This is a genomic window from Agaribacillus sp. DX54 (assembly GCF_056858335.1).
Map to the genome: position 1 here is coordinate 1 of NZ_JBXEQE010000105.1, position 873 is coordinate 873.

Annotated in this window: 1 protein-coding gene; it reads right to left on the minus strand. The window is 42.8% G+C overall.

Annotated elements, in window-relative coordinates:
• Positions 1-873: condensation domain-containing protein (locus tag AC04NP_RS30530; protein ID WP_482863919.1), on the minus strand; the 873-nt coding region annotated here is incomplete at both ends.

The following is an 873-nucleotide window of genomic DNA, read 5'->3' on the forward strand; positions in this document are numbered from 1 at the left end:
GACTACTGTCTTGTCCGTTGGATAAGCAACCCCCGTATCATTGAATACTTCTAATAATTGATACCTCTCTTCATTGGGTATAATGGACAGTTCATTAACACTAGTTGTCGATGCTGCATCAATATGTTCCAACAATACCGTTAATGCCTCTTCCATATAGGACACGACAGCCGAAGGATCGATACCCCGATCGGATAGCTTTACCGTCAATCCAAAATCATTACCGTAATTATCTACATCAAAAGTAAAAGGATAATTCGTTCGTTCTTTTCCCGCCAACAGTTCAGCACCTAAATCAAAGGGTTTACTTGATTTATCTGACTTATCTGATGATGAACCTGGTGCTGAATGACGGTAATTTAACAGGGCACTGAACAGGGGAACATCATTGGTGATACCACTCCAATCATGGACATTTGACAAAGGGGTCTGTTCATGGGACAGGAGTTCTTGCAGACGCTCATTGGTATGGCTAATGTATGCCGGTATATCACCCTTAAGGTCTAACAATACGGGCAGGGTATTAATAAATAAGCCTAAGGAGGATGCGGAGCCTTTAGCCCCTTGTAACCTTCCTAAAAACAAGGAACCAAAGAGGGCATGGTCCGTCCCACTGCACCTTCCCACTACCAGGCCAAAGGCCGCATGGAACAATACGGCAGGGCTTATTTGTAAATCACTGGATACCTGACGTACAGCATCGCGTAATTCAGAAGACAACATCGCTTTTGAAGATACAATACGAGTAGATCCATCACCGAGGGTATCTGACAGATTAAAGGGATAGGTCGGCGCTTGGATACTGCTGAACAACGATCTAAAGTAACTTTCATTTTCTCTTAATTTTGATTGGTTTAAGGTATGCCCTATAAA